Below are 22,993 nucleotides of genomic sequence, written 5' to 3' on the forward strand. Positions count from 1 at the left end.
CGACGTGCAGGTGGACGAAGGGGTCGTCGCTCACCGCCGGGGTCGCGTGCCACCGCGGGAGGCGGTGCCCCCGCGGTGGGCAGTGCCGCCGACCACCCGGGGCCGGGGAGCCGGCTCGGGGAACTGCGTCAGGGTCGTCTCGACCACGGCGAGGAAGGCCTCGGCGTCGCGGACCAGGTCGTCGGCCTCGCGCTCGGTGACCGCGCGCGACAGCCCGGCCTCCGCGGCGGCCCGCTTGGCGGCACCGGCGGCGAAGAAGGTGGCCCACTCCCCCAGCTCCGGGCAGACCTCGCCGAGCAGGGCCCAGGCACTGCGCGGACGACGGCGGCCGCCCTCGGGGCGGGTGCGGGCGGCCAGCACCGCCGCGGCGACGCGCAGCGCGGCCAGGTGCGCGGTGGCGTAGCGCTCCCGGGGATCGGTGGCGGCGGCGGCCTCGACCAGCCCGCGGCGGGCCTGCTGGAGCAGCCCGGCAGCGGCGGCCGGCACCGGCGGGGGCAGGGGCAACTGATCGGCGGACCGGTCGTAGGGCATGGCTCGCAGCGCGCCCATCAGTCGTGCACCCGCACGAGGGACCAGCGGTTCTCCGCCGCGTCCCACGACAGGTCGTAGACCCCGGCGAAGCTCATCCGCGACCGGCCGGCCCGCACCGCCTCCAGCCGCCAGACCTCCCGCGTGGCGACGAGGTCGCCCGAGGCCCCGCCGGTGGCCGCACCCCGCCACCAGGCCGGGGTCTCCACCCACGAGTCGAGCAGTTCGCCGACGACGTAGCGCGACTCGCCCCGCCAGAACTGCACCGGGCCCAGCGGCCCCCGCTCGACCCGGACCTCCTCGCCGACCCGACCGCCGATCCCCTCCAGCACCCGGCTCATGTCTGACTCCCCATCGCTCGGCGACCCGTCGCGTCGGCCCGGGCCGCGCCTGCGGGTGGGGAAGGACCCGGCAGCTGCGGTGGGTGACGCCGTTCGAACGCGTGTTCGAACACGTCGAGTACACCCGACCGGGCACCCCGCCGTCAAGCCGGACGCGCCCGCCGTCGCCCCCCTGCCGCGTCCTCCCCGTCGTCCTCCCCGTCGTCTCCCGCCGGCCCCCCCTTCCTGCCACGATCCCCGCGTGGACGACGCGAGCGCCTGGGCGACCATCGCGACCGAGCGGCGCGCCCTCGCCGACCTGCTGGAGTCGCTGACCGTCGAGCAGTGGGCCACCCCGAGCCTCTGCCGCGACTGGACCGTCCGGCACGTGGCCGCCCACCTCATGGTCGGACCCACCGGCTCGACGGCCGGCTTCCTCCGCGCGATGGTGCGCGCCCGGGGCTCCTTCGCCCGCGCCAACCACGCCCTGGCCGACGACCGCGCGCGACTGCCGACCGCCACCCTCGTCGCCGACCTGCGGGAGCGCGCCGGCAGCCGGTTCACCCCACCCGGGATGGACTGGCACGCCCCGCTGACCGACCTGCTCGTGCACCGGCTGGACATCACGGTCCCGCTCGGCCTCGACCACGGACGAACGCTCGACCCGTGGGCCGACGCCCTGGACCTCCTGGTCGGCAGGCGGGCCGTTCCGGGCTTCCTGCCCCGCGGCCTGCCCGGACTGACCTACGCGGCCACCGACGTCGAGTGGATGCGCGGCTCCGGCCCGCGGGTCGAGGCCCCCGTCGAGGCGCTGGCCCTGGCGATCACGCGCCGTCCCGCCCGGCTCTCCGAACTGGCCGGCCCGGGCGCCGCGGCGCTGCGGACCTGGGCCCGCGGCTGACCCGGGACACCCTCAGGTCCCGTGCGGGTCGGGCGGTGCGGTCTCGTCGAGTTCGGGTGGGTCGGGTGGCGGGTCGTGGTGCCAGCCGGGTGGGGAGGTGGTGCGGGTGACGCCGGCCGGGGTGCGGACGACGAGCCGGCCGTCGGGGAGCAGGGTGAAGGTCCAGTCGCGGGCGAAGGTCTTGATGCGGTGGTGACGTCGGCAGAGGCAGCAGAGGTTGGCGCAGGCGGTAGGGCCGCCGTCGGCGTGCGGGGTGACGTGGTCGATGTCGCAGCGGCCGGGGCGGCGGGTGCAGCCGGGCATGCGGCAGCGCCGGTCGCGGGTGGTCACGAGGCGGCGTTGGGCGGCGGTCGGCCTGTAGCCACGAGTCGGCGGGGGCGGCCCGAGACCGGGGCCGTCGGTGGAAGGCGCGGCGCCGGCGGGTGGGCGGCTTCGGCGGCGGCCGATGCCGGCGGCGCGGCGGAGTTCGGCGCGGGTGGCCACGGCGACGGTCCGGCCGGTGGCCGGGTCGTCGAGGGCGACGTGCACGGAGCCACCGGGCGGGGGCGGGCCGAGGCCGAGCAGGTCCAGCTCGGCGAGGACCTGGCGGCACTGGGCGGCGGAGATCCAGGTGCCGTCCACCTCCGCAGGCGGGGCCTCGGCGGGGGCATCGGGGCGCAGCGCGGGGATCGCGGCGTGGATGGTCAGCTGGGCGGTGACCGGTGGGCGGGAGGTGTCCCAGGGGCGCAGCAGCAGGTCCAGCGCGACGGTGGCGCGCAGCAGCCCGATCGGTTCCGTGTAGCCGTCGTTGCGGGCGAACAGGGCGTAGGTGCCGATCGCGTCGCGGGCAGCGACCACCAGCGGGAACGGGCCCTCGATGACCAGCCGGCCCAGCCCCTCGGCGGTCCGCTCGACGTGCACGTCGGCGCGCCGCTCGGCCTGCCGGCGGCGGCGTTCCCGCGCAGCGGCGTCGTGCCGGTACAGGTGGTAGCGGGTGCGGTCACCGAGCCGGCCCGGTGGGCAGTCGGCGGCGCCGGGCAGCACCGTGCTCTGTACCGCGGCGGCAACGTCGTCGGTGGTGTCGCCGAGCAGGTCGAGCAGGATGCGGGCCTTGCGGATCGTCAGCCGGCCCTCGTACAACGCGCCCCAGGTCGGGGTCAGCTTGGTGGTGAGCAGCAGCGCCTCGACCGCCAGCCGGGAGGCCTCGGACTCTCCGCAGCCGCGGATCACCGCCAACTCGGAGACGAAGTCGTCGGACACGTCGGCCAGCGCCGCCGGCCGGGCCGCGACCGCGTCCGGTCCGGGGCCGCCGCGCTCCCCGAAGGCGGCGTCACGCTCCCGTCGCCGGCGGCGGGCCAGCTCGGCGATCACCGCCGCCTGGTGGGCGTACTCCCGCGCGATGTGTGCGTCGGTGGACCAGATATCGGCCACCAGATCCAGCTCGGAATCCGCGCTCGACACCACCTCCGCCGGCGCGACCGGCACCTGCTCACCGACATACTCCGGCGGGGGAGGCCGTCGATCCCACATACCCGCACCGTATGCACGGGGTACGACAGTTCCCGCAGGTCGGCCGAACGCCGTTCCCGCGGCCGCCGGGGAGGACGCAGCGGCGCCGCCCGAGCGGCCGGGTCCCCGGAACGGGTGGGAGGATCGCCCGCATGCCGCCCGCCGACTCCCCCCGGGTCGCCGAGGTCGTCCGGCGGCTCCGCGAGGCCGGCGCGACCGGCGAGGTGCGCGAGCTGACCGACAGCGCCCGGACGGCCGCCCAGGCCGCGGCGCAGCTCGGCGTACCGGTCGGGGCCATCGCCAACAGCCTGGTGTTCGACGTCGGTGGCAGCCCGCTCCTGGTGCTCACCAGCGGCGCCCACCGCGTCGACACGGGCCTGGTCGCGGCCCTGCTCGGCGTCCCCGAGGTCCGGGTCGCCCGCCCGGACTTCGTGCGCGAGCACACCGGTCAGGCCATCGGCGGCGTCGCCCCGGTCGGCCACCCGGCCCCGATCGGCACGCTGGTCGACGTCGAACTCGCCCGCTTCGCACAGGTGTGGGCCGCCGCCGGGCACCCGCACACCGTCTTCCCGACCACCTACGACGAACTCCTCCGACTCACCGAGGGCACCCCCGCCGAGGTGGGCCCCGGACCGACGGAGCCGGCCCTCCCCGAGGCGGTACAGGCATGACCGGCACGACCCCCGCGACGCGGGTCACCCAGCTGCCCACCGGGTGGATCCGGGACAACATGCAGGAGGCGCTGACCATCTACGGCGCCGCGATGGGCTACTCGTCCTCCGTGGTCGCCGGCCGCTACGGCTACGCCATCCAGCACACCGAGCGGCCGGGCTTCCGCGCCGTCGGGGCGTTCGTCTCCGATCCCGACGGCGAGCGGATGGCCGGCTTCGGCTACGGCTACGAGATCGCCCCCGGGCAGTGGTGGCACGACCAGGTCCGCGCCGCCCTGGACCGGCGGACGGCGAAGCGGTGGCTGCCCGGCGCCTTCGAGGTCTGCGAGCTGCACGTGCACCCCGACGCGCAGAGCCGCGGCCTGGGCCGCCAGCTGCTGCACGCGCTGGTCGCGGATCTGCCCAACCCGGTGGCGCTGCTGTCCACCCCGGACGCCGACACCAAGGCCTTCCGGCTGTACCACGCCGACGGCTTCGTCGACCTCGCCCGCGGTCACCACTTCCCCGGCGACGCCCGCCCCTTCGCCATCCTCGGCGCCCGCCTCCCCCTGCATCCGCGCGGTCCCGGTCTGCCGAACGACCAGGTGTGACCGCCGCCGACCCGCAGCCCCCCACCCGCACCCTGGACGCCGTCGTCGTCGGCTCGGGACACAACGGCCTGGTCGCCGCCTGCTACCTGGCCCGCGCCGGGCTGGCGGTCGAGGTGCTGGAGCGCGACGAGGTCCTCGGCGGGGCCGTCTCCACGGTCGAGCGCTGGCCCGGCGTGCGGGTGGACCGCGGCTCGAGCGCGCACGTGATCGTGCGGCACAGCGGCATCGTCGAGGAGCTGGACCTGGCCGCGCACGGGCTGCGCTACCTCGACTGCGACCCGTGGGGGTTCGCCCCCGCCCCGGTCCCCGGCGATCCCGGCCCGGACGGGCGGCCGCTCGTCCTCTCCGTCGACCTCGACGCCACCTGCGCCTCGATCGAGGCCGCCTGCGGGGCGGCCGACGCCGACGCCTACCGCCGCTTCGTCGCCGAGTGGGCGCCGCGCAGCCGCGCCGTCGTCGCCTCGTTCGCCGGCCCGCCCACCCCGGGCAGGCTGGTCCGGGCCTTCTGGCCGCTGGGCGCTCCCCGCGACGGCCGGCCGCGCACCCCGGGCGGCGACCTCGCGGTGGACTTCCTGGGCTCGGGCGACGCGCTGCTGGACCGCTGGTTCACCAGCGAGCGGCTCAAGGCCGCGCTGGCCTGGTTCGGCGCGCAGTCCGGGCCACCGATGAGCGAGCCGGGCACGGCGGCGATGGTCGGCTGGGTCGCGCTGCTGCACGACGTGCCGCCGGGCCACCCCGTGGGCGGCTCGGGCGGGCTGACGGCCGCGCTGCGCCGGCGGCTGGAGGCCGACGGCGGGCGGGTGGCCCTCGGCGACGCCGCGCAGCGCCTGCTGGTCGAGGACGGCCGCGTCGCCGGCGTGCGGACGACGTCCGGGCGGGAGCTGCGGGCGCCCGTCGTCGTCTCCGCCGCCCACGTCCTGGCCACCCGCGACCTCGCCGGCGACGACGCGCCCCCGGCCCTGGCCGCCGCGGCGCCACCGCTGGGCAACGGCTTCGGCCTCGTGCTGCGGGCGCTGACCGACGCCCCGCCGTCCTATCCCGGGGTGCCGGCCGAGCTGGCGCTGGGCGGGCTGCAGTTGCTGTGCACCGACCGCGCCACCCTGGCCGCCGCGCACGGCGACTTCGCCGCCGGCCGCCTCCCGCGCGAGCCGGTGCCCCTGGCGATGTGCTTCTCGGCGACCGACGAGACCCTCGCCCCGCCCGGGCAGCACGTGGTCACCGTCTGGGGGCAGTGGTACCCGTACGAGCTCGCGTCCGGCGCCGACTGGGAGACGCTCGCGGCGCCGGCGGCGCGGGAGCTGCTCGCGGCGGTCGACCGGTACGCCCCCGGCTTCGCCGACTCGGTACGCGAGCTGTACGTGCAGACGCCCGTGGCGCTGGAGCGCGAGCTGTCGCTGCTCCGTGGCAACGTCATGCACGTGGAGATGGGCCTGGCGAGCATGTTCTCGCTGCGGCCGACGCCGGCCCTGGCCGGTCAGCGCGTGCCCGGCCTGCCGGGCCTCTACCTGGCCGGCGCGTCGACGCACCCCGGCGGCGGGGTGTCGGGCAACTCGGGCCGGACGGCGGCGCGGCTGGTCCTCGCCGACCGCGGCCGGTACGCGCGCGGGCGCAGGGTGCTGGCCGGGCTCGCGGGCCGGCTGCGCCGGTGAGCGCGCCGTCGGTGGCAGCACCCCCGGGCGTCCGGAGCGCGGTCCCGTGGGCGCTCACCGCCGTCCTGGTCGCGACCGCGATCGCCTACCCGCTCACCGACGGCGGCGCGCGCACCGCGGTCAGCTGGGCCGTCGTGCTGCTCGGTGCGGCGCTGTCGGTCGCGCACGCGGCGGGGAGCCGGGGCGCGCGCACGGGGCTCGGCGTGCTCGGCCTGGTCGCGGGCGCCGCCGTCGTCCTCGAGTCGATCGGTTTGGCGACCGGCTTCCCGTACGGCTCCTACGACTACGGCGACGACCTCGGTCCGACCCTGCTCGGCGTGCCGTTCCTGGTGCCGCTGGCCTGGCTGATGATGGCCTGGCCCAGCTGGCTGCTGGGGTCGCGGCTGACCCGCGGGGTGCGGGCAGGCCGCCGGCGTCCGGCCCGCGTGGCCGCGGCCGCGGCGGTGTTCGCGGCGTGGGACGTCGTCCTGGATCCGCAGATGGTGCAGGCCGGCTACTGGACGTGGACGCACCCCTCCCCCGGCCTGCCCGGCATCGACACCGTGCCGCTGACCAACCTGGCCGGCTGGCTGCTCGCCGGGCTGCTGCTCATGGCGCTCCTCGACCGGCTGGTCGAGCGGACGGCGACCGGGCCCCGCACCGGGGACGGCGCGCCGCTGGCCGCGCTCGGGTGGATGACCCTCGGTGGGGCGCTGGCGCACGCCGGCTGGCTGGACCTGCCCGGTTCGGCGGCCTGGGGAGCGACCCTCGCCGTGCCGGTGCTCGCCGCGCTCGCGGTCCAGGCCGCGCGGGCCCGCCGGTGAGCGGTCGGGTCGTCCGGGGGCTGTCGGCCGCGGCCGTCGTCCTCGCGGCGCACGCGGCGGTGAACGTGCGGCTGCTGCGCCGCCCGCCGGAGCGGCACCCGGCGGTCCTGCGCCCGGTCAGCGTGGTCGTGCCGGTGCGCGACGAGGAGCGGCACGTCGGCGAGTGCGTCGCCGCCCTGCTCGCCCAGCGGGGCGTGCCCGACCTGACGGTCGTCGTGGTGGACGACGGCTCCACCGACGGCACCGCCGACGTGCTGCGCACCGTCGACGACCCGCGGGTGCAGGTGGTGACCGCCCCGCCGCCGCCTCCGGGCTGGCTCGGCAAGCCGCACGCCTGCGCCACCGGGGTGGAGAAGGTGCCGGCCGACCCCGACGGGGTACTGGTGTTCGTCGACGCCGACGTCCGGCTGTTCCCCGACGCCATCGCCCGCGCCGTCGCGATCCTGGACGGCGCCGGGCTCGACCTGGTCTCGCCGTGGCCCCGGCCGCTCACGGGCACCCTCGCCGAGCGGCTGGTCCAGCCGCTCGCCCCCTGGCTGTGGGCGACGACGCTGCCGCTGCGGCTGGCCGAGCGCTCCCCGCGACCGTCGCTGACCGCGGCGAACGGCCAGTTCCTGGTGCTGACCGTGCCGGCGTACCTGGCGTCGGGCGGGCACGCGGCGGTGCGCGGCGAGGTGCTCGAGGACGTCGCGCTGGCCCGGGCCGTCAAGCGTGCCGGAGGCCGGGCGGTTCCCGTGGCCGGCGCGGAACTGGCCGCCTGCCGGATGTACGACGGGTGGACGGCGCTGTCGGCGGGCTACGCCAAGTCGCTGTGGGCCGCGGTCGGCGGCTCGCCCGCGGCCGGTGTGGCCGCGGCCGCGGTGCTCAGCGCGATCGGTGTCGTCCCGGCGGTGGCCGCGCTGCGCGGCTCCCGGGCGGGGCTGGTGGGCTACGCCGCGGGAGTGGCCGGGCGGGCGGTGAGCGCGGCCGCGACCGGCACCCGCGTGTGGCCCGACGCGCTGGCCCACCCGGTGTCGCTGCTGGCGTTCGACCTCCTGCTGGCCCGGTCGGTCGCCGGGCACCGCCGGGGCACGCTCACCTGGCGTGGTCGCCGGCTCTGAGCCGCTCGGTGGGGTCAGGCTGCTCCTCCAGGTAGACCAGGCCGTTCCCGTCGGGATCGGCGAACGAGAACATCGGCGGCGCACCCTCGAGGTGCAGCACCTCGTCGTTGTGCAGTGCCACCCCGGCCTCCCGGATGCACTCGTGGGCCGCCGCCACGTCCGTCGTCCCCAGCCGGATCGCGACCGGGATCTCGCCGTCCGGTGGCAGGAGCAGGATCCCCACGGTCGAGCCGGGCGGCACCACCTCGATCAGGCGTGCCCCGGGCCAGACCTCGGCGTCCATCCGCACCTCGCAGCCGAGCACGCCGGTGTAGAACGCGAGCGCCTCGTCCTGGTCCCGGACCGGCACGGACACGCTGATCACCCTCGTCGTCGTCATGCCGTTGAGACGGCGGCAGCCCGCCGAACTCATCGGATCAGCCGGGCCGGGTCGCGTGACAGAGGATGGCGGGGTGACCCCGCACCCGCCCGCCGACCGCACCACCTTCGATCCCGCCGAGATGGCGACCCGTGCGTTCTACCGGGTGCTGAACTCGGTGGTGGTGCCCCGGCCGATCGCCTGGGTGTGCAGCCGCTCCGCCGAGGGGGTGCACAACTTGGCGCCGCACTCGTTCTACACGGTGGCGTGCGTGGACCCGCCGGTCGTGCAGTTCACCTCCGTCGGCCGCAAGGACTCGCTGAACAACGTCGAGGCCACCGGCGACTTCACCGTGAACCTCACGCCGGAGGCCCTGTTCGAACAGGTCAACGCCACGGGCACCGACTTCCCGCCGGACCAGAGCGAGGCCGAGCACGCCGGGCTGCACCTCGAGCCGAGCCTCCGGGTGGCCGCGATGCGGGTCGCCGAGTCGCCGGTCTCGGTCGAGTGCACGCTGCACTCCACCGTGCGACTGGGCGACAGCACCGTGGTGTTCGGGCGCGTGCAGCTCATCAGCGCGTGGAGCAGCGCCGTCCGCGAGGGCCGGCCGCGGATCGAGGAGCTGCGGCCGCTGGCACGCCTGGGCGGCAACGAGTGGTCGACCATCGGCGAGGTGCTGGAGATCCCGCGGATCCCCTACCGCGACTGGGCCGGCGACCCGTCGATCGGCGAGCGCGTCCGCGACCGCTGACGCCTGACATCATGATCGCGACCGCCGCGGTGTGGTCGCGACACCCGCGCCACAGCGCGGCGCCGGCGACCACACCGCGTGACTCGCGATCATGGTCGAGCTCAGGCCGGCAGGTGCGCGGCGACCTCGGCGGCGGCCTCCTCGCCGAAGGCCTCGGCGAACCGGGCCAGGAACGGCACCCGCACCAGCTCGTACTCCTGGGTGCCGATCACCTCGACCGCCTCGGTCGCGACCGCCGACCCCAGCTGGGTGCAGCGCTCCACCGACAGGCCCCAGGAGCGGCCGGCGATGAAGCCCGCGCGCAGGGCGTCGCCGCCGCCGGTGGGCTCGACCGGCTTGGTCTCGGGCACGGCCTTGACCTCGATCGGGTCGGCACCGACCGAGCGCACCAGGACGCCGTCGGCAGCCCGGGTGGTCACCCACAGGCCCACGCGGGCGAGCACCTCGGCGTCGGTCCAGCCGGTCTTCTGCAGCAGCAGGTGCGACTCGTACTCGTTGGTGAACAGCAGGTCCGCGCCGTCGACCAGCTGGCGGATCATCGCGCCGTCGGCCCAGGCCAGCTGCTGGCTGGGGTCGGCGGCGAAGGCGAAGCCGCGCTGCCGGCACTCCTGCGTGTGCCGGACCATCGCCGTCGGGTCGTTGGGGCCGACGACGACGAGGTCCAGCGAGCCCACCCGCTTGGCCACCGGCGCGAGCTCGATCTGGCTGGCCTCGGCCATGGCGCCCGAGTAGAAGGACGCGATCTGGTTGTTGACCTGGTCGGTGGTGCACACGAACCGCGCGGTGTGCTTGAACTCCGACCAGTGCACGCTCGAGGTGTCGACGCCGTGGCGGTTCAGCCAGGCCTCGTAGTCGGCGAAGTCGCTGCCGACCGCGCCGACGAGGACCGGGCCGACCCCGAGCAGGCCGAGGCCGTAGGCCATGTTCGCGCCGGCCCCACCGCGGTGCTGCACCAGGTCGTCGACGAGGAACGACAGCGAGACGTTCTCCATCTGCCCCTCGACGAACTGCTCGGTGAACTTCCCCGGGAAGGTCATGAGGTGGTCGGTGGCGATGGAGCCGGTGACGGCGACGGGCACGAGCGCTCCTCGGCTGGACTGCGGCGCCGGCGGCGCGGGATGGCCCGACAAGAGTAGGAGTACTCAGTCCGCCAGTGCCCGGCGGATGGCGCGGCCCAGCTGCGCGACGGCGACGACGCCCAGCAGGGCTCCGACCGCCGTCCCCGTCGTGACGACGACGGCGGGCACGTCGGACCCCGCCCCGGCGACGACGCCGGCCCCCACCAGCGTCATCCCGGTCATGGCCACGCGGGTCGGCCGCTCCCACACCGAGATGTCCCCCGTCTCGGCGACGCCGGCCTGCCCGGCGCGCGCCCGCAGGTAGTCGGGCAGCCAGCACAGCGCACCGAAGACGACGGCCAGCCACCCCGGGGCGCCCGCCGCCCAGAGCGCCGCCGCGTACGCCGCCTCGGTGAGCCGGTCGACGGCGGAGTCGAGCACGTACCCGCGGCGCGACGCGCGGCCGGTGGCGATCGCCAGCGCCCCGTCGAGGGAGTCCAGCAGCCCGGACAGGCCGACGAGCACCCCGGCGGCGAGCAGCCAGTACCCGCCGGCCAGCGCCGGGCCGACCGACGCGACGGCGACCAGCAGCCCCACGGCCGTCGCGACCACCGGCGGCAGGCCCGCCACCGGCCGGGCCAGCGTGTAGGCGGCGGTCAGCCAGCCGCGGACGAGCCGGCTGGCCGCCGGGTCCGTGCCACCGTGCCAGCGCGCCCACGCGGCGAGGTACTCGTCCCGGCTCAGCACAGCGCGGGTCAGCGGGCCGGGGGCGGGGACGCCATGACCGAGCCCGGCGCCACCCAGTCGGTGGACACCAGCCGGTGCGCGATCAGCCACGCGTCGTCCACCGGCACCAGGGTGTCCCGGTAGCGGCCCGCGTGGTCGAGGCCGACCTCGGTGACGACGGTGAAGTAGGACGACACCGAGGCCTCCCGCGGGGACAGCGCCGTGAACCGGGTGTTGGTCAGCAGGTGGCGCACCAGCTTCGGCCCGGCGGGAGCGGGCCCCGCCGGAGCGGGCCCCGCCTCCCGCGCGGCCACCCCGCCGATGAAGTCCCGGATCTCCCCCCGGCCGCGCAGGGTGGGGCCCGACCGCAGCTGCAGGACGCCGTCCGGTGCGAACGCCGCCGCCAGCTCGTCCGCCCGCCCCGCGTCGCCGCTCCAGTTGTAGCGCGCCAACGTGTCCCGGATCCGCTCCCGCGCGACCAGCTCCCACAGCTCCACGCGCGAGTTCGTACCACCGCCGTCCCGCATGACCGGCCACCGGGCGTGGGTAGTGAGGCGCCATGGCCCCGCCGAACAGTGATGCCGCCGTCGTCGACGTGCTCCGCCGGGTCGACCGGCTGACCGCCCCGCTGGTGCGCCGGATGGGCCGGCCCCCGGCGATGCCGCAGGCCCAGCGCGACCAGTGGTGGGCCCACCAGGTCTCCCGGGTCGCCGCGGGGGTCGCCGCCGCGCCGCGCTTCGCCGGCAAGCTGGCCGACCTGCTGCCGCTGCAGAACACCGTGGGCGCGGCCGCCCAGGCGGTCGTCGTCCTCGGCGTCGCCGGGGAGCACGGCATCGACGACCCGGCCGAGCGGGTGTCCCTGCTCGCCCGCGTGCTCCTGGACCGCGACCTGCCGGCCGACCGCGTCCGCCCGCTGCTGGAACGCACCCGCGGCACCTACACCGAGGCCGCGCTCGGCGCCCGCGAGGACCGGACCGGCTTCCGCGGCCGCGCCCGCACGCTGTGGCGCGTCGCCCGGCTGCTCGGCCGGATCGACGAGGCCCTCGACGCCCGCCCCAAGGGCCGGCTCGGCGCCCGGGCGCTGTCCAACCTGCCCGTCGTCGGCGTGGTCGGCGGGTACGCCGCGGAGCGGGAGGGGCTGCGCCGGGCCGCCGGCAAGGCGGCGGCCGTGGCCGACGCGCGCGCCGCCGTCAGCTGAGGGAGGCCTCAGGGGCGGCCGCGGGCTGCAGGTTGGCGAAGACCTCGCGGGTCGCCGTCGACCGGTTCATGGTGATGAAGTGGATGCCGGGCACCCCCTCGTCCAGCAGCGTCCGGCACATCTCCGTCGCCACCTCGACGCCGAAGGCGCGCACCGCCGCCTTGTCCTCGGGCCGGTCGCCGTCGAGCTCGGCGAAGCGCGCCGCGAGCTCCGCGGGGAACGCCTGCCCCGACAGCTGCACGATCCGGGTGATCTGCCGGGCGTTGGTCACCGGCATCACCCCCGCGATGATCGGCACGTCGCAGCCCCGGGCCACGACCCGGTCGCGCAGCCGCAGGTAGTCCTCGGTGCGGAAGAACATCTGCGTGATCGCGTAGTCGGCACCGGCGCGGCACTTGGCCACGAACATCTCGACGTCGGTCTCGAAGTCCGGCGACCGCGGGTGCCGCTCGGGGAAGGCGGCGACACCCACCGAGAAGTCGCCCATCGACCGGATCAGCTCGACGAGCTCGGCCGCGTAGGACAGCCCCTCGGGATGGGCCACCCAGTCGGCCTGCGGATCGGCGCCGGGCGGGTCGCCGCGCAGCGCCAGCAGGTTGCGCACGCCGGCCGCGGCCAGCCGGCTGACCACGTGCCGCAGCTCGGTCACGCTGTGGTCGACGGCGGTCAGGTGGGCCAGCGGAGTCATCGTCGTCTCGGTGGCGATCCGCTCGGTGACCGACACCGTGCCCTCGCGGGTGCTGCCGCCCGCGCCGTAGGTCACCGACACGAACGACGGCTGCAGCCGCTCGAGCTCGCGCAGCGCCGTCCACAGCTGCTGCTCGCCCTCGGGGGTCTTCGGCGGGAAGAACTCGAACGACCACGTCGGCCCGCCCCGGGCCAGCAGCTCACCGACGGTCCTGGTCATGGCTGGTCAGGATACGGACGTCGCCCGCGAACCCGGTCCGGCACCGGTGCATCCGGCGCGGCGGGTCGACCGGAAGAGGGAGGAGCACCGGCACGAGGAGGCCCCCGGCATGACCCTGCACCCGCTCCCCCGCCCGAACCGGCGGTCCACCGCCTCCTGGGCGGATACTGAGTCCGTGATCACCGGGGCGGAGCGCCGCCAGCCCGCGCCGCGGCCACCGGCGCAGCTGAGCAGCGCGCCGCTGGCCGGCGCCGACCTCCCACGCATCCGCAGCGCGGTCGCGGCCGCCCTCTCCGGGTTCCTCGAGGAGCAGCGAGCCGTCCTCACCGGCATGGACCCCTCCCTCACCCCGGTCGTCGACGAGGTCACCGCCGTCGCCGACGGCGGCAAGCGGCTGCGCCCGGCCTTCGCCTACTGGGGCTGGCGCGGCGCGGTCGAGGCCGTCTCGGGCCCGGCGGAGGACGACGCCGCCGTGCTGCGCGCCGTCGCGGCGCTGGAGTTCGTCCACGCCAGCGCGCTCGTGCACGACGACGTCATGGACGGCGCCCTCACCCGGCGCGGCCGGCCGGCCACGCACATCGGCTTCGCCTCCCGGCACGCCGACCTGACCCTCTCCGGCGACGCCGCGGCCTTCGGGGTCGGCGCGGCGATCCTCGTCGGCGACCTCGCGCTCGTGTGGTCCGACGAGCTGCTGCGCCGGTCGGGGATCTCCGCGGCCGCCCTGGCCCGCGCCCGCTCCGTCTGGGACACGATGCGCACCGAGGTCACCGCCGGCCAGTACCTCGACCTGCTGCGCGCCGCCGGCGGCCTGCCCGGCGCCGAGGGCGCGCTGGCCGTGGCCCGCTACAAGAGCGCCGGGTACACGGTGCAGCGCCCGCTCCAGCTGGGCGCGGCCCTCGCCGGCGCCGGCCCTCGCGCGGCCGAGGTGTACACGGCGATCGGTCTGCCGCTGGGCGAGGCGTTCCAGCTGCGCGACGACGTCCTCGGCGTCTTCGGCGACCCGGACGTCATGGGCAAGTCGGCCGACGACGACCTGCGCGAGGGCAAGCAGACCCTGCTCGTCGCCCTCGCCGCGGAGGAGGCCGACGACGCGGGCCGGCGCCTGCTCGCCGAGTGCCTGGGCAACCCCGACTGCGGTTCCGACGACCTCGACGCGCTACGCGGGCTCATCGAGAGCACCGGCGCCCGGGCGCGGGTCGAGCAGCGGATCGCCGAGCAGACCGCCCGGGCCCGGGACGCGATCGCGGAGGCGCCGATCGCCGAGGAGGCCCGGGCCGCCCTCGACGCGCTCGCGGTCGCCGCGACCTCCCGCACCGCCTGAACGGCTGACGAGCACCGTGCGATTCGTTCCAGGGCGCACCGACCGCGTCGTCGTCGTCGGCGCGGGCCTGGCCGGGCTGTCGGCCGCGCTCCGCCTGCGCGGCGCGGGCCGCGAGGTCACCGTCGTGGAGCGCGGCCCAGGTCCCGGCGGTCGCGCCGGCGTGGTCACCGACGGCGGCTACACCCTCGACACCGGCCCGTCGGTGTTCACCGCGCCCGAGGTGGTCGCCGACGCCCTCGCCGCCGTCGGCGAGCGGCTGGAGGACCGCCTCGAGCTGGTGCCGTTGACCACCTCCTACCGCGCGCAGTTCGCCGACGGCTCGCACCTGGACGTGCACGCCGACCCCGACGCCTTCGCCGCCGAGGTCGAGGCGCTGTGCGGCCCGGCGGAGGCGGCCGCGCTGCGGCGCTACCTCACCGACCTCGCCGACCTGTACCGGCTCCAGGTGGCGACCTTCATCGACCGCAACCTGGACTCCCCGCTGGACCTGCTCGGACCGCAGCTGTGGCAGCTGGCCCGCCGGGGCGGCTTCGGCCGGCTGTCCCGGCACGTCGAGCGGCGCTTCGCCGACGACCGGCTGCGCCGGCTGTTCAGCTTCCAGGCGCTCTACGCCGGCGTGTCCCCGTACCGGGCGATCGCCGCCTACGCCGTGATCGCCCAGCTCGACATCGGCGCCGGCGTCGTCCACCCGGTGGGCGGCATCGGCGCCGTCCCCCGGGCGATGGCCGGCGCCGCCGCGGACGCGGGCGTGGACTTCCGGTACGGAACCGCGGTCGACCGGCTGGACATGGCCGGCCGCCGGGTCACCGGGGTGGTGCTGGACGACGGCGAGCGGCTGCCGGCCGATGCCGTCGTCGTCACCACCGACGCCCCGCACACCCTCGTCCCCGGCCTGCGCGGGCCGCGGCGCCCCACCTACTCCCCCAGCTGCGTAGCCCTGCACCTCGGCGTGCGCGCCGAGCTCCCCGGTTCGGCGCACCACACGATCAGCTTCGGCGCCGCCTGGCGGCAGGTGTTCGACGAGCTCACCCGCGACGGGCGGCCGATGTCGGACCCCAGCCTGCTGATCAGCATGCCGTCGGTCACCGACCGCTCGCTGGCGCCCGACGGCGGGCAGGTGCTCAGCGTCGTCGCCCCCACGCCCAACCTCGACCCGCGCAGCGGCGGCAACCCCGACCTGGACTGGCAGGCCCTCGCCCCGCGCTACCGCGAGGAACTGCTGGCCACCCTGGAGTCCCGCGGCTTTCGCGGCGTCTCGGGCGCGATCGAGGTGGAGCACCTGGACACCCCGCTGACCTGGGCCCGGCAGGGCATGGCCGCGGGCACCCCCTTCGCGCTGGCGCACACCTTCGGCCAGACCGGGCCGTTCCGCCCGCCCACGCTGCCGCGGCGGGGACCGGAGAACGTCGTCCTCGCCGGCTCCTCGGTGCAGCCGGGCGTCGGCGTCCCCATGGTCGTCATGAGCGGCCGCCTGGCCGCGGAACGGATCACCGGAGCCGTGCCCGCATGACCCTCGTCGAGCCCCCGCCGACCCGCGACCAGCAGCAGGCGCAGCTGGCCGCCGCCTACCGGCACTGCGCCGCCATCGCCGCCGAGCACGGCAAGAGCTACCACCTCGCCACCCGGCTGCTCACCGCCGACCGGCGTCCGGCCGTGCACGCCCTGTACGCCGCCGCCCGCACCGCCGACGACCTCGTCGACCACCCGGGCGCCGATCCCGAGGCCGAGCTCGGCGACTGGTCGCGCGCCGTGCTCGCCGAGCTCGAGGCCGGCTGGTCGGCCGACCCGGTGCGCCTGGCCCTGGTGCACACCTACCGCCGCTACGGCATCGAGGTCGAGCACCTCGTCGACTTCCTCGCCGCGATGACCAGCGACCTCACCGTCACCGGCTACGCCGACCTGGCCGCCCTCGACCGCTACATGTGGGGCTCGGCGTCGGTGATCGGGCTGCAGGTCCTGCCGGTGCTGGGCACCGCGCCGGGCGTCGCGCGGGAGGAGGCCGCCCCGCACGCCATCGCCCTGGGCGAGGCGTTCCAGCTGACGAACTTCCTGCGCGATGTCGCCGAGGACGTCGACCGCGGGCGCGTCTACCTGCCGGCGGACCTGATGGCAGCGCACGGCGTGACGCGCGAGCAGCTCTCGGCCCGGCGGCACGACGCCCGCTTCGCCGCGCTCATGCGGGAGATGGTCGAGATCGTGCGTCGCCGCTACGACGACGCTGCCCCCGGCACCCGGCTGCTCGCGCCGGAGTCGCGCGACTGCGTGCGCGCCGCGACCGCCCTCTACGGCGGGATCCTCGACGAGATCGAGAAGGCCGACTACCGGGTGCTCGACCGCCGGGTGCGCGTCTCGCGGCCGCGCCGGGCGGCCGTGTTCGCCCGCCGGTTGACCGCCGCCCAGCTGGCCAGGGTGAGGGTGACCATGGCGAAGCCGAAGAGCAGGTCCTCCACCGGCGCGTAGGCGATCCGCGGACCCCAGATCTCCGCCTCGTCGTAGACGACCACCTCCAGGCCGGTGAGCACGCCGTTCATCAGCAGCTGGAAGGTGACGACGATCGCGTAGGCGGCCCAGAACACCCGCCGGGTCACCAGCCGGGTGCGGTAGACGGCCAGGTCGACGACGAGGACGGCGACGACCGCGACCACCGCGAGGACGGAGTAGCTCACGGGCGCTCCCCGGCCGCGGCCGGCGGCCCCGCCCATTGCGGGTGTTCCTCGTGGGTCGCTGGTCCTGCAGGACCCGCGACGGGCGAGGAACACCGCCAATGGTCCGCGTGCGACCTCCTCATGTGCGGTCCGCCTCCTCCGCCGGGTAACCGGCGTCCCAGCCGGTCACCCGGCGCACCGCCTCCAGCGCCAGTACCGAGCACAGGGGGACGACGAGGAAGAACAGGACCTCCTCGATGGGGATGCCGCCGGGCAGCCGGACGTCGAGGGTGAGCTCGGCGGAGTAGTCCCAGTGGCCCTGCGCGATCGCGTAGAGGACCCAGACCACGAAGACGACGAACTCCGGGAGCACCGCGAGCAGCAGCCGCCGCCAGCGGGCGTAGACCCGGACGCGCAGCACCAGCTCCAGCGGCGCGGTGACCACCAGGCAGCCCACCAGCAGCGCCAGGTACGTCAGGGGGCCCACGCGACCAGCTTCCGCCCCCCGCCGCGGCCCGGATGCAGCAGGCTCAGAACGCGAGGGCCTGCGCGCGGCGGGTGACCTCGGTGTGCCGGTCGTCCCGCAGGGCCTGCACCGGCGTCCCGGGCAGGGTGTCGTCGGGCCGGAACAGCCAGTCGAAGGCCTCCTCCGCGCGGAAGCCGCCGTCCTTCAGGACCGTGAGGAGACCGGGCAGGTGCTTGAGCACCTCGCCGTCCTGGAGGAAGTCCGCCGGGATCCGGCTGTTGCCGCTGCCGGGGACGGCCATCAGCTTGTCCTCGCGCAGCAGCTGCCGGACCCGGTTCGGCGAGACCCCCAGGACCTGGGCGACCTCCGCGGCGGTGAGCGTCTCCATGGTCGCCGAGCCTATGGCGCGTCCCTGCCGGTCCAGCACCCGGAGCCGTGCGCGCCGCCCGGGACGCCTTCGGGGCACCGTGGTCGGCGCGGGCTCCCGGCCCCGGTAGCATCGACGGCGGGCCGTGACTGGCGCATCGAGGTGGGCACGACCACCGGGGAGCGGCCTGCAATCCCCCGCCGGGCGCCTGGGCACACACTCCGACGAGACGCCGCGCAGGAGCCCGCCATGACCCACGCCCCGAACGACTCCGCCCCCACCGCGCCCCTGGCCACCCCCTTCGACGCAACGGCCGCGAGCACCGCCTACCGCGCCGCCCTCGAGGTCATCGCCTCGGTCGAGCCGCGGGTCGCGAACGCGATCAGCAGCGAACTGGCCGACCAGCGCGCCTCGCTCAAGCTCATCGCCAGCGAGAACTACGCCAGCCCCGCGGTGCTGCTGACCATGGGCAACTGGTTCAGCGACAAGTACGCCGAGGGCACGGTCGGCCACCGCTTCTACGCCGGCTGCCAGAACGTCGACACCGTGGAGGCGCTGGCCGCCGAGCACGCCCGCGAGCTGTTCGGCGCCCCGTACGCCTACGTCCAGCCGCACTCGGGCATCGACGCCAACCTCGTCGCCTTCTGGGCGGTGCTCGCCACGCGGGTCGAGTCCCCCGCGCTGGAGCGGGCCGGCGTCCGGCACGTCAACGACCTGACCGACGCCGACTGGACGACGCTGCGCCGCGCGCTGGGCGACCAGCGGATGCTCGGCATGAGCCTGGACGCCGGTGGGCACCTCACCCACGGCTTCCGGCCGAACATCAGCGGCAAGATGTTCGCCCAGTCCTCCTACGGCACCGACCCGGGCACCGGGCTGCTGGACTACGACGCCGTCCGCGCCCGCGCCCGCGAGTTCAGGCCGCTGATCCTCATGGCCGGCTACTCCGCGTACCCGCGCCGGGTGGACTTCGCGAAGATGCGCGAGATCGCCGACGAGGTGGGCGCGACCCTCGTCGTCGACATGGCGCACTTCGCCGGCCTGGTCGCCGGGAAGCTGTTCACCGGCGACTTCGACCCGGTGCCGCACGCCCACGTCGTCACCAGCACCAGCCACAAGTCGCTGCGCGGCCCGCGCGGTGGCTTCGTCCTCGCGCAGCCCGAGTACGCCGACGCGGTCGACCGCGGCTGCCCGATGGTGCTCGGCGGCCCCCTGCCCCACGTGATGGCCGCCAAGGCCGTCGCCTTCGCCGAGGCCCGCCGTCCGGAGTTCGCCGGGTACGCGCGGGCGGTCGCGGACAACGCGAAGACACTGGCCGAGGGGCTGTCCCGGCGCGGGGCGACGCTGGTCACCGGCGGCACCGACAACCACCTGGTGCTCATCGACGTCACCTCGTTCGGCCTGACCGGCCGGCAGGCGGAGTCCGCGCTGCTGGACGCCGGCATCGTGACCAACCGCAACGCCGTCCCGGCCGACCCCAACGGCGCCTGGTACACCTCCGGCGTCCGGATCGGCACGCCGGCGCTGACCAGCCGCGGCTTCGGCGCGGACGACTTCGACCGGGTCGGCGAGCTGATCACCGACGTGCTGTCGGCCACCACGCCCACGGCGACCCGCGACGGCAGCGCCTCCAAGGCCAAGTACGTCATCGACGAGGGCCTGGCCGACAAGACCCGCGCCGCGGCCGCCGAGCTGCTGTCGGCCCACCCGCTGTACCCCGGCCTCGACCTCTCCTGATCGCGGCCACGATCAGCTGACCTGATCATGGCGCGTCCTCCCTCACCGCAGACCGTGAGGGAGGACGCGCTGCGGTGAGGGAGGACCCTCCCGCGGCGGCCACGGCGTGGCCACTGGGACTGCTGCTCCCGCCGGGACCGGCTCCGGCGCGTGGCGGGCCGTCGCAGCGCTCCTCGCTCCTACACTCGGCCCGTGGAGACCGCCGTGACCGACCCCGTGGTCGGACTGGTCCTCGAGGGGCGCTACCGCCTCGAGGAGCGGCTGGCCCGTGGCGGGATGTCCACCGTCTACGCCGCCACCGACCTGCGCCTGGACCGCACGGTCGCGGTCAAGGTCATGGCCGAGCACCTCAAGCACGACCCGTCGTTCGTCGAGCGGTTCACCCGCGAGGCCCGCGCCGCGGCGATGCTCAGCCACCCCAACGTGGTCAGCGTCAGCGACCAGGGCAGCGACCAGGGCCTGGTGTTCCTGGTCATGGAGCTGGTCCGCGGCCGCACGCTGCGCGACCTGTTGCAGGCCCGCGGCCGGCTGACCGTCGCGGAGGCCTTCGCCGTCCTGGAGCCGGTCCTGTCCGGGCTGGCCGCCGCCCACCGGGCCGGCATCGTGCACCGCGACATCAAGCCCGAGAACGTGCTGATCGGCACCGACGGCGTCGTGAAGGTCGCCGACTTCGGGCTGGCCCGCGCGGTGGAGGGCACCGGGCAGACCAGCCACACCGGCGGCGTGCTCATCGGCACGGTCGCCTATCTCTCCCCCGAGCAGCTCGAGCGCGGGAAGGCCGACGCCCGCAGCGACGTCTACGCGGCCGGCATCGTGCTGTACGAGCTGCTCACCGGGCACCCGCCGTTCGGCGGCGACACCCCGCTGGCCGTGGCCTACCAGCACGTGCACCACGACGTCCCGCCGCCGTCGGAGGACGTCCCGGGTCTGGCCTGGCAGGTCGACGAGCTCGTCGCCCGCACGACCCGCCGCGACCCCGTCGTCCGTCCGCTGGACGCCGGCGCCTTCCTCGCCGACCTGGAGGACGTCCGCTCCGACGTCGGCATCCCCCGCGTGCCCGTGCCCACCGGGCGCAGCTCCGCGGGGCCGGACACCCTGCGCCCGACGAACCGGCCGACCCGGCCGCGCCCGTCGGGCCCGCTGGGCCACCCCAGCGATCCCGGCACCGAGGTGCTCGGCGGCACCCGGTCCCGCGGATCGCGGACCAGCATGCTGCCGGGGATGGGCGCCGGCCCGACGACCGATGTGGCCGGTGCGCGCCCCACCCCGCCGCGGCCCCGGCCCGGCGTGCCCGACCACATCCGCCGGCGGCGCACCCGCCTCGCCCTCGCCGTGGTCCTGCTGCTGGCGATCACCGTGGGCGCCGTCGGCTGGTGGCTGGGCTCCGGCCGCTGGACGACGGTGCCCCAGCTGGTCGGGCTGGACCGCGACGCCGCGATCGGCGAGCTGCAGGAGGCCGGGCTGGACCCGGACTGCTGCGAGGAGGTCTTCAGCGAGACCGTCCCCGCCGGCCAGGTGATCTCCGCCGACCCCGCCGAGGGCGACGCCATCCGCGGCACCGACGTCTCCCTGGTGGTCTCCAAGGGCCCGGAGCGCTTCTCGATCGACGCCGGCTGGGTCGGGCAGCCCATCGACGACGTCCGCGCCGCCTGGGAGGAGGCGCAGCTGCCGCTGGCCTTCTCCGAGGTCCAGGACTACGACCAGGACATCCCGGTCGGGCACGTCACCGGCTTCGACCCCGGCCCCGGCACCGAGCTGCCGCGAGACAGCGCGGTCACCGTCTACGTCAGCCGCGGGCCCGCCCCGGTCGCGGTGCCCGACGTTCTCGGGCAGACCGCAGAGGCAGCGCGGGGCACCCTCGAGCAGCTCGGCTTCACCGTCGAGGAGACGACCGGGCGCAGCCCCGACGTCGACACCGGTGAGGTCATGGCGGTCTCACCCGCCGCCGGTGTGGCGGCGCCGTACGCGAGCACGGTGACCATCCAGGTGTCCGAGGGCCTGCCGCGGGTGGAGGTCCCCGACGTGCGCGGGGATGACGCCGACGACGCCCGCGCGACGCTGGAGGCGCTCGGCCTGCGGGTCGAGGTGCAGACCTTCATCGCGGGCTCGACCGTCCGCTTCCAGAACCCCGGCGCCGGCGAGACCGTCGACTGGGGGACGACGGTCCGCCTGCTGGTCGTCGCCTGACGTGGCTGCTCCGCGCATCGCCCCGCCGGTCGGGGCGCACATCCAGGTCCGGGGCGGCCTCGCCAAGGGCGGGCTGCCCTACACCGACGCGACCGGCGCCCGCGCCGTCCAGGTGTTCGTGGGCAACCCCCGCGGCTGGAAGCTGACCCCCGGGACCCCCGCCCAGGATGCCGCGTTCACCGCCGGCTGCGCCGAGCGCGGCGTGCCGTCGTTCATCCACACGCCGTTCCTGGTCAACGTCGGCTCCCCCACCGAGGCGACGGTCGAGGCCTCGATCGCGAGCATCGCCCACAACCTGGCCCGCGGAGCCCAGCTGGGCTGCGCCGGCGTGGTGGTGCATGCCGGGTCCGCGGTCGGCGAGGACCGCTACGCGGCCGCCCTGCGCCAGCTGCACGAGCGGCTGCTGCCGGTGCTGGACGCCGCACCGGCCGGCGGGCCGCGGCTGCTGATCGAGCCCACCGCGGGCGGCGGCAGGTCGCTGGCCGCCACGGTCGAGGACCTCGGCCCGTACCTCGCCGCCCTCGACATGCACCCGCTGGTCGGCGTCTGCTTCGACACCTGCCACGCCTGGGCGGCCGGGCACGACCTGGCCACCCCCGGCGGCATGACCGCGACCCTCGACGCCCTCGAGGCCGCCGTCGGCCCGGGCCGGCTGGGCCTCGTGCACGCCAACGACTCCCTCGACGGCTGCGGCTCCGAGCGCGACCGGCACGCCACCATCGGGACCGGAACGATCGGCGCGGCCCCGTTCGCCGAGCTGCTGACCCACCCGTCGACGTCCGGCGTCCCCGTCGTCGTCGAGACCCCCAGCGAGGCCGACGGCACCCCCTGGGGCGGGCACGCGCGCGACATCGCGCTGCTGTGCGCGCTGCGCGACGGCACCGCCGCCCTCACCGCCGCCTGACAGTGAGGATGGAGAGGACGGGGTCACCCCTGGTGGTCTGACTCTCCGCCTGACCGACGCCTTGCTGTCCTGCTGTGGGATGTGTCGGCCGTGTGGGGGTGGCCCCGTCCCTGCACGTCACCGGGCGGGACGTCCGTGACCTCATAGGAGCCTGTGCAAGAGGCGCCCATCACTGTCCTGTCCGCCTCGTCCGGCTCGGTGCGTGCCGTCTCATCGGTACGAGCGACAAGGACGGCGATGACCATCATGGCGAGTACGGGGCTGGATGTCTTCGGCGGCGTGGACACCCACGGCCGGACCCACCACGCGGCTGCGATC

The 22,993-nt window shown here is 76.1% G+C and carries 24 protein-coding genes, 1 pseudogene and 1 riboswitch; of the genes and pseudogenes, 14 read left to right on the top strand and 11 right to left on the bottom strand.

The window, feature by feature from the left end:
• Window positions 1-30: 30 nt before the first annotated feature.
• Window positions 31-549 carry an SAV_6107 family HEPN domain-containing protein gene (locus tag BMY88_RS13180; RefSeq protein ID WP_170861094.1) on the bottom strand — a complete coding sequence of 173 codons (519 nt, stop codon included), beginning with the start codon at window positions 547-549 and terminating at the stop codon, window positions 31-33.
• Entirely contained in the window at window positions 549-869 is a 321-nt protein-coding gene (locus BMY88_RS13185) for a DUF6504 family protein (RefSeq protein WP_091943848.1), read from the bottom strand. Before BMY88_RS13185 ends, BMY88_RS13180 begins: the two co-directional genes overlap by 1 nt.
• A 241-nt stretch (window positions 870-1,110) precedes the next feature.
• On the opposite strand from BMY88_RS13185, the gene BMY88_RS13190 reads away from it, so the two are divergent.
• Window positions 1,111-1,749, top strand: coding sequence for a maleylpyruvate isomerase family mycothiol-dependent enzyme (locus BMY88_RS13190; RefSeq protein ID WP_170861095.1), 639 nt, complete (start codon window positions 1,111-1,113; stop codon window positions 1,747-1,749).
• Window positions 1,750-1,761: 12 nt separating this feature from the next.
• On the opposite strand, the gene BMY88_RS13195 is transcribed toward BMY88_RS13190, so the two are convergent.
• Window positions 1,762-3,159 carry an HNH endonuclease signature motif containing protein gene (locus tag BMY88_RS13195; protein WP_139220471.1) on the bottom strand — a complete coding sequence of 466 codons (1,398 nt, stop codon included), beginning with the start codon at window positions 3,157-3,159 and terminating at the stop codon, window positions 1,762-1,764.
• Between the two features lie 230 nt (window positions 3,160-3,389).
• On the opposite strand from BMY88_RS13195, the gene BMY88_RS13200 reads away from it, so the two are divergent.
• The 5 genes from BMY88_RS13200 to BMY88_RS13220 are packed head-to-tail and all read left to right on the top strand — an operon-like array spanning window position 3,390 to window position 8,050.
• Window positions 3,390-3,908, top strand: coding sequence for a YbaK/EbsC family protein (locus BMY88_RS13200; protein WP_091943856.1), 519 nt, complete (start codon window positions 3,390-3,392; stop codon window positions 3,906-3,908).
• The gene (locus BMY88_RS13205) at window positions 3,905-4,498 is read left to right on the top strand and encodes a GNAT family N-acetyltransferase (RefSeq protein ID WP_091943858.1); all 594 of its coding nucleotides are present in this window, start codon (window positions 3,905-3,907) and stop codon (window positions 4,496-4,498) included. The genes BMY88_RS13200 and BMY88_RS13205 overlap by 4 nt, the downstream gene beginning before the upstream one ends.
• Window positions 4,495-6,147, top strand: coding sequence for a phytoene desaturase family protein (locus BMY88_RS13210; protein WP_211435625.1), 1,653 nt, complete (start codon window positions 4,495-4,497; stop codon window positions 6,145-6,147). The genes BMY88_RS13205 and BMY88_RS13210 overlap by 4 nt, the downstream gene beginning before the upstream one ends.
• Window positions 6,148-6,158: 11 nt before the next feature.
• Window positions 6,159-6,950, top strand: coding sequence for a carotenoid biosynthesis protein (locus BMY88_RS13215; protein ID WP_244524666.1), 792 nt, complete (start codon window positions 6,159-6,161; stop codon window positions 6,948-6,950).
• The gene (locus BMY88_RS13220) at window positions 6,947-8,050 is read left to right on the top strand and encodes a glycosyltransferase family 2 protein (RefSeq protein WP_091943863.1); all 1,104 of its coding nucleotides are present in this window, start codon (window positions 6,947-6,949) and stop codon (window positions 8,048-8,050) included. Before BMY88_RS13215 ends, BMY88_RS13220 begins: the two co-directional genes overlap by 4 nt.
• Here BMY88_RS13220 and BMY88_RS13225 read toward each other — a convergent pair.
• Window positions 8,025-8,429 carry a VOC family protein gene (locus BMY88_RS13225; RefSeq protein ID WP_211435626.1) on the bottom strand — a complete coding sequence of 135 codons (405 nt, stop codon included), beginning with the start codon at window positions 8,427-8,429 and terminating at the stop codon, window positions 8,025-8,027. The two genes, BMY88_RS13220 and BMY88_RS13225, sit on opposite strands and share 26 nt — an antisense overlap.
• A 73-nt stretch (window positions 8,430-8,502) precedes the next feature.
• Here BMY88_RS13225 and BMY88_RS13230 point away from each other — a divergent pair, with 73 nt between their 5' ends.
• The gene (locus BMY88_RS13230; protein WP_244524667.1) at window positions 8,503-9,159 is read left to right on the top strand and encodes a flavin reductase family protein; all 657 of its coding nucleotides are present in this window, start codon (window positions 8,503-8,505) and stop codon (window positions 9,157-9,159) included.
• Window positions 9,160-9,260: 101 nt separating this feature from the next.
• Here BMY88_RS13230 and BMY88_RS13235 read toward each other — a convergent pair whose 3' ends face one another.
• The 3 genes from BMY88_RS13235 to BMY88_RS13245 form a co-directional block, all read right to left on the bottom strand.
• Window positions 9,261-10,238 carry a carbohydrate kinase family protein gene (locus tag BMY88_RS13235; RefSeq protein ID WP_091943868.1) on the bottom strand — a complete coding sequence of 326 codons (978 nt, stop codon included), beginning with the start codon at window positions 10,236-10,238 and terminating at the stop codon, window positions 9,261-9,263.
• Window positions 10,239-10,301: 63 nt separating this feature from the next.
• Window positions 10,302-10,964, bottom strand: a complete 663-nt coding sequence (locus tag BMY88_RS13240) for a CDP-alcohol phosphatidyltransferase family protein (RefSeq protein WP_091943871.1) — start codon at window positions 10,962-10,964, stop codon at window positions 10,302-10,304.
• 8 nt (window positions 10,965-10,972) lie between these two features.
• Window positions 10,973-11,440, bottom strand: a complete 468-nt coding sequence (locus BMY88_RS13245) for a nuclear transport factor 2 family protein (RefSeq protein WP_091943874.1) — start codon at window positions 11,438-11,440, stop codon at window positions 10,973-10,975.
• Window positions 11,441-11,502: 62 nt separating this feature from the next.
• On the opposite strand from BMY88_RS13245, the gene BMY88_RS13250 reads away from it, so the two are divergent.
• Complete coding sequence (locus BMY88_RS13250) at window positions 11,503-12,141, top strand: hypothetical protein (RefSeq protein ID WP_091943877.1); 639 nt, start codon at window positions 11,503-11,505, stop codon at window positions 12,139-12,141.
• Here BMY88_RS13250 and metF read toward each other — a convergent pair.
• Window positions 12,134-13,048, bottom strand: coding sequence for a methylenetetrahydrofolate reductase [NAD(P)H] (gene metF, locus BMY88_RS13255; RefSeq protein ID WP_091943880.1), 915 nt, complete (start codon window positions 13,046-13,048; stop codon window positions 12,134-12,136). The two genes, BMY88_RS13250 and metF, sit on opposite strands and share 8 nt — an antisense overlap.
• 109 nt (window positions 13,049-13,157) lie before the next feature.
• Between metF and BMY88_RS13260 the strand changes: the two genes are divergently transcribed.
• The 3 genes from BMY88_RS13260 to BMY88_RS13270 are packed head-to-tail and all read left to right on the top strand — an operon-like array spanning window position 13,158 to window position 16,829.
• Entirely contained in the window at window positions 13,158-14,369 is a 1,212-nt protein-coding gene (locus tag BMY88_RS13260; RefSeq protein WP_091944022.1) for a polyprenyl synthetase family protein, read from the top strand.
• Between the two features lie 16 nt (window positions 14,370-14,385).
• On the top strand, window positions 14,386-15,879 hold the full coding sequence (gene crtI, locus BMY88_RS13265; RefSeq protein ID WP_091943883.1) for a phytoene desaturase family protein: 1,494 nt from the start codon (window positions 14,386-14,388) through the stop codon (window positions 15,877-15,879).
• Window positions 15,876-16,829 (top strand): phytoene/squalene synthase family protein, encoded by a 954-nt coding sequence (locus BMY88_RS13270; protein WP_211435627.1) that lies wholly within the window; start codon window positions 15,876-15,878, stop codon window positions 16,827-16,829. Before crtI ends, BMY88_RS13270 begins: the two co-directional genes overlap by 4 nt.
• Here the strand turns inward: BMY88_RS13270 and BMY88_RS24440 are convergent.
• The 3 genes and pseudogenes from BMY88_RS24440 to BMY88_RS13285 form a co-directional block, all read right to left on the bottom strand.
• A pseudogene (locus BMY88_RS24440) lies at window positions 16,826-17,071 on the bottom strand (hypothetical protein); the annotation flags it as partial. The gene BMY88_RS13270 and the pseudogene BMY88_RS24440 overlap by 4 nt on opposite strands.
• Window positions 17,072-17,153: 82 nt before the next feature.
• The gene (locus BMY88_RS13280) at window positions 17,154-17,501 is read right to left on the bottom strand and encodes a lycopene cyclase domain-containing protein (RefSeq protein WP_091943886.1); all 348 of its coding nucleotides are present in this window, start codon (window positions 17,499-17,501) and stop codon (window positions 17,154-17,156) included.
• A 43-nt stretch (window positions 17,502-17,544) separates the two neighbouring features.
• Complete coding sequence (locus BMY88_RS13285; protein WP_091943888.1) at window positions 17,545-17,868, bottom strand: Rv2175c family DNA-binding protein; 324 nt, start codon at window positions 17,866-17,868, stop codon at window positions 17,545-17,547.
• 114 nt (window positions 17,869-17,982) lie between these two features.
• Window positions 17,983-18,068, top strand: a riboswitch (ZMP/ZTP riboswitch).
• A gap of 28 nt (window positions 18,069-18,096) precedes the next feature.
• Here BMY88_RS13285 and BMY88_RS13290 point away from each other — a divergent pair.
• The 3 genes from BMY88_RS13290 (at window position 18,097) to BMY88_RS13300 (ending at window position 22,675) form a co-directional block, all read left to right on the top strand.
• Complete coding sequence (locus BMY88_RS13290; RefSeq protein ID WP_091943892.1) at window positions 18,097-19,584, top strand: glycine hydroxymethyltransferase; 1,488 nt, start codon at window positions 18,097-18,099, stop codon at window positions 19,582-19,584.
• Window positions 19,585-19,776: 192 nt separating this feature from the next.
• Entirely contained in the window at window positions 19,777-21,771 is a 1,995-nt protein-coding gene (pknB, locus tag BMY88_RS13295) for a Stk1 family PASTA domain-containing Ser/Thr kinase (RefSeq protein ID WP_091943895.1), read from the top strand.
• A 1-nt stretch (window position 21,772) separates the two neighbouring features.
• Complete coding sequence (locus tag BMY88_RS13300) at window positions 21,773-22,675, top strand: deoxyribonuclease IV (protein WP_091943898.1); 903 nt, start codon at window positions 21,773-21,775, stop codon at window positions 22,673-22,675.
• Window positions 22,676-22,993 lie beyond the last annotated feature (318 nt).

Source organism: Trujillonella endophytica (assembly GCF_900110555.1).
GTDB classification, from domain to species: domain Bacteria; phylum Actinomycetota; class Actinomycetes; order Mycobacteriales; family Geodermatophilaceae; genus Trujillonella; species Trujillonella endophytica.

Coding starts and splice junctions, on each gene's coding strand:
- BMY88_RS13200 (WP_091943856.1), top strand. CDS start 3,390: ATGCCGCCCGCCGACTCCCCCCGGGTCGCCGAGGTCGTCCGGCGGCTC.
- BMY88_RS13185 (WP_091943848.1), bottom strand. CDS start 869: ATGAGCCGGGTGCTGGAGGGGATCGGCGGTCGGGTCGGCGAGGAGGTC.
- BMY88_RS13290 (WP_091943892.1), top strand. CDS start 18,097: ATGACCCACGCCCCGAACGACTCCGCCCCCACCGCGCCCCTGGCCACC.
- BMY88_RS13285 (WP_091943888.1), bottom strand. CDS start 17,868: ATGGAGACGCTCACCGCCGCGGAGGTCGCCCAGGTCCTGGGGGTCTCG.
- BMY88_RS13250 (WP_091943877.1), top strand. CDS start 11,503: ATGGCCCCGCCGAACAGTGATGCCGCCGTCGTCGACGTGCTCCGCCGG.
- metF (WP_091943880.1), bottom strand. CDS start 13,048: ATGACCAGGACCGTCGGTGAGCTGCTGGCCCGGGGCGGGCCGACGTGG.
- BMY88_RS13270 (WP_211435627.1), top strand. CDS start 15,876: ATGACCCTCGTCGAGCCCCCGCCGACCCGCGACCAGCAGCAGGCGCAG.
- BMY88_RS13205 (WP_091943858.1), top strand. CDS start 3,905: ATGACCGGCACGACCCCCGCGACGCGGGTCACCCAGCTGCCCACCGGG.
- BMY88_RS13225 (WP_211435626.1), bottom strand. CDS start 8,429: ATGACGACGACGAGGGTGATCAGCGTGTCCGTGCCGGTCCGGGACCAG.
- BMY88_RS13260 (WP_091944022.1), top strand. CDS start 13,158: ATGACCCTGCACCCGCTCCCCCGCCCGAACCGGCGGTCCACCGCCTCC.
- BMY88_RS13180 (WP_170861094.1), bottom strand. CDS start 549: ATGGGCGCGCTGCGAGCCATGCCCTACGACCGGTCCGCCGATCAGTTG.